Source organism: Streptomyces sp. NPDC056231, from assembly GCF_048270745.1.
GTDB lineage: Bacteria > Actinomycetota > Actinomycetes > Streptomycetales > Streptomycetaceae > Streptomyces.
Genome location: NZ_JBLVKW010000125.1, coordinates 10,720 through 13,928, shown reverse-complemented (window position 1 = coordinate 13,928; position 3,209 = coordinate 10,720). Strand labels below are relative to the sequence as shown.

Below are 3,209 nucleotides of genomic sequence, written 5' to 3'. Positions count from 1 at the left end.
CGGGCCCACCCCCCTTACCGCGCCCCCACCCGCTCGGGGACAACCCCCCTTACCGTGGCGGCCGCCGGCCCGGCCTCCTGGCCGTCCGGCGGACGCCTCCTACGCGTCGACGCGGATCACGACCACCAGCGTGCGCGGACCGTGTACCCCTTCGACCCGCTCCAGCTCGATGTCCGACGTGGCCGACGGCCCGCTGATCAGCGTCGTCGGGCGCTCCGGCACCAACCGCGCAACCGCCTCCGGCACCCCTACCTCGACGGCCGACAGATCGACGACACACACATGCAGGTCGGGGACGAGCGACAGGGCCCGCCGCCCCTGGTCGGGCGAGCCGTCGAGGAAGATCGTGCCGGTCTCGGCGCAGCCGACGGCCGACGCGGTGACCACTCCGTCCAGCGCGTCGAGCCGGGGCGCCGGAATGCCGGCCGAGTCCTGCTGGACGTCACCGTCGTACGCGCCGAGCCACTGCTCGTCGAGCCCGGCCGGCACCCCGATCCTCCGCGCACCGAGCCCGTCCAGCACCTCCGCGATCACCTCGGCGGTGCGGGTGGCCGCGCAGGTGTGCACCTGTGCCTTGTAGTCGACGAGCCGGTCGGTGAAGAGTGCGAGTCGCTCGTCGTCGGGGAGTGTGCGGCCGGTCCGGTATTCGCGCGGGATGGTGGTGTCCGGGGTGGGGGCGAGGGCCAGGGCGTCCCGGATCCGGCCGAGCACCGTGGCGCGAGCGGTCGTCACTTCTCCTCCTTCTGCTGGTTCCGGCCGTACTCGTCGGCGGCGGCCCGCATGGTCGCGGCACCCTCCTCCGACACCAGCCACGACCGGAAGGACTGCTTCGGCGGCGCCGCGGTGTCACGGCTGTCGCTCCATCCGCTGAACGGCGGCGGCAGATGCGAGATCTTCCCGTCCCGCCCGCCGAGCACCCGGCCGAGCCCCGCGGCCTTCTGCGCTGCCGTGAACAGTTTCGGCCGCTTCATCACGCCGGCCGCCGCCTTCATGGCCAGCTTCTCCGCTGTCGTACCGGACTGTTCGGTGTGCTGGTGGCGCAGCTCGACCAGCAGCGACGGAATGTCGATCTTGACGGGGCAGGCGTCGAAGCAGGCGCCGCAGAGGCTGGAGGCGTACGGCAGGGAGCTGTTGGGGTCATCCTTGGCGGCGTGCATCCCGGCGAGCTGCGGCGTGAGGACCGCGCCGATCGGTCCGGGGTAGGTCGATCCGTACGCGTGACCGCCGGCCCGCTCGTACACCGGGCAGACGTTGAGACAGGCCGAGCAGCGGATGCAGTTGAGCGCCTCGCGCCCGATCCGGTCGGCCAGCGCGGCGGTCCGTCCATTGTCGAGAAGAACCAGATGGAAGTCCTGCGGTCCGTCGCCGGGCGTCACACCCGTCCACATCGAGGTGTACGGGTTCATCCGCTCCCCGGTCGATGAGCGCGGCAGCAACTGCAGGAAGACCTCGAGGTCCTGATAGCGCGGCAGCACCTTCTCGATGCCCATGACGGTGATCAGGGTGTCGGGCAGGGTCAGGCACATCCGGCCGTTGCCCTCGGACTCGACGACGGACAGGGTGCCGGTCTCGGCGATCCCGAAGTTGGCGCCCGAGACCGCCACCTTCGTCGTCATGAACTTCTCGCGCAGATAGGCGCGGGCCGCGGCGGCGAGATGGGCGGGCACGTTGTCGAGCCGCGGGTCGACGCCGGGGATCTCCTTGAGGAAGATCTGCCGGATCTCGTCGCGGTTTCGGTGGATCGCGGGCACCAGGATGTGTGACGGTCTGTCGTGGGCGAGCTGCACAATCAGCTCGGCGAGGTCCGTCTCGTACGGGGTGATGCCGGCCGATTCCAGGTGTTCGTTGAGACCGATCTCCTGGGTGGCCATCGACTTGACCTTGATGACCTCCGTGGATCCGGCCGCCCGGACGAGCCGGGTGACGATCTCGTTGGCCTCGACGCCGTCGCGCGCCCAGTGGACGGTGCCGCCGCGCTCGGTGACCTTCTGCTCCAGCTGCTCCAGCAGCTCGGGGAGCCGGTTCATGGTGTCGGTCTTGATGGCCGAGCCGGCGTCGCGCAACTGCTCCCAGTCGGGGAGTTCGCCGGTGACGTTCAGGCGCTTGGCGCGGATCGTATGAGTGGCCTTGCCCAGGTTGCGGCGCAGTTGTTCGTTGCGGAGCTCGTCGTGGGCGGCCGCGGGAAACGCCCGGTCGCCGCGCAGATTTCCGGTCCCGTACGGGGAGCGGGGCGGGGTGGCGGGCATGCCGAGGAAGGTGCTGCTCATCGGACGGCCTCCGTCAGGACGTACGGCGAGGTGCGGGTGGAGGAGAGGATCTGCGCAAGGTGCAGGGTGCGCGTGCCCGACTTGATGCGGGAGAGTCCGCCGCCGATGTGCATGAGGCAGGACGAGTCCCCCGCCGTGCACACGTCCGCTTCCGTGGTGGCGATGGCGCGCATCTTGTCCTGGAGCATCGCGGTCGACGTCTCCGCGTTCTTCACGGCGAAGGTCCCGCCGAACCCGCAGCAGGAGTCCGCCTCGGGGAGCTCGACAAGGTCGATGGAGTCGACGGCGCGCAGCAGCTTCAGCGGCTTCTCGCCGACGCGGAGCATCCGCAGGGAGTGGCAGGTGGGGTGGTAGGTGACGCGGTGCGGGAAATACGCGCCAACCTGGGTGACGTCCAGGACGTCGACGAGGAACTCCGAAAGCTCGTACGTCTTGGCCTTGACCGTGGCGACGCCCGCGCGCAATGCCGCGTCGCCGTACCGCTCGGCCACGATCCCGTGCTGGTGGCGGACCGATCCGGCGCACGATCCCGAGGGCATGACGACGGCGTCGATGGACGGGTCGCCGAACTGCTCGGCGAAGTTCCGCACCAGGGGTACGGGCTCGCGCTGGTAGCCGGTGTTGACGTGCATCTGGCCACAGCAGGTCTGCTCCGGCGGGAACACCACTTCATGTCCCAGCCGGGCGAGCAGGACCGCGGTGGATTTCACCGCCTCGGGGAAGAGCGTGTCTCCCAGACAGGTGGCGAAGAGTCCGATGCGCATGGAGTCTCTCCGATCGATTCTCTGGCCTTTGTATGGTCGGACCATAATAGCCTCGGTCCGGAAGAGGAAGGGAAGGACACGCACGAGGGGGGCGGTGCGCCTGCGCACCCCCCCCCACGCCCCCCGACACCCAGCGGGCGACACCATCTCGTCCACGAGCGTGCCCTGCAGGCGGCGG

3 protein-coding genes are annotated in these 3,209 nt (G+C 69.9%); all 3 read right to left on the bottom strand.

What is annotated here, in order from left to right; genetic code table 11:
* Positions 1-99: 99 nt before the first annotated feature.
* Genes ACNPQM_RS41330 through ACNPQM_RS41320 form a run of 3 tightly spaced genes read right to left on the bottom strand, consistent with a single transcriptional unit; the run spans position 100 to position 3,031 of the window.
* On the bottom strand, positions 100-732 hold the full coding sequence (locus tag ACNPQM_RS41330) for a LutC/YkgG family protein (protein WP_358859288.1): 633 nt from the start codon (positions 730-732) through the stop codon (positions 100-102).
* A complete protein-coding gene (locus ACNPQM_RS41325; protein ID WP_358859289.1) occupies positions 729-2,267 on the bottom strand; it encodes a lactate utilization protein B in 1,539 nt (512 codons plus the stop codon). The genes ACNPQM_RS41330 and ACNPQM_RS41325 overlap by 4 nt, the downstream gene beginning before the upstream one ends.
* The gene (locus tag ACNPQM_RS41320) at positions 2,264-3,031 is read right to left on the bottom strand and encodes a (Fe-S)-binding protein (protein ID WP_358859290.1); all 768 of its coding nucleotides are present in this window, start codon (positions 3,029-3,031) and stop codon (positions 2,264-2,266) included. Before ACNPQM_RS41320 ends, ACNPQM_RS41325 begins: the two co-directional genes overlap by 4 nt.
* Between the last annotated feature and the right edge of the window lie 178 nt (positions 3,032-3,209).

Bases quoted from the DNA above. Each gene is read 5' to 3' on its own strand.
- ACNPQM_RS41320 (WP_358859290.1), bottom strand. From the start codon at position 3,031: ATGCGCATCGGACTCTTCGCCACCTGTCTGGGAGACACGCTCTTCCCC.
- ACNPQM_RS41325 (WP_358859289.1), bottom strand. From the start codon at position 2,267: ATGAGCAGCACCTTCCTCGGCATGCCCGCCACCCCGCCCCGCTCCCCG.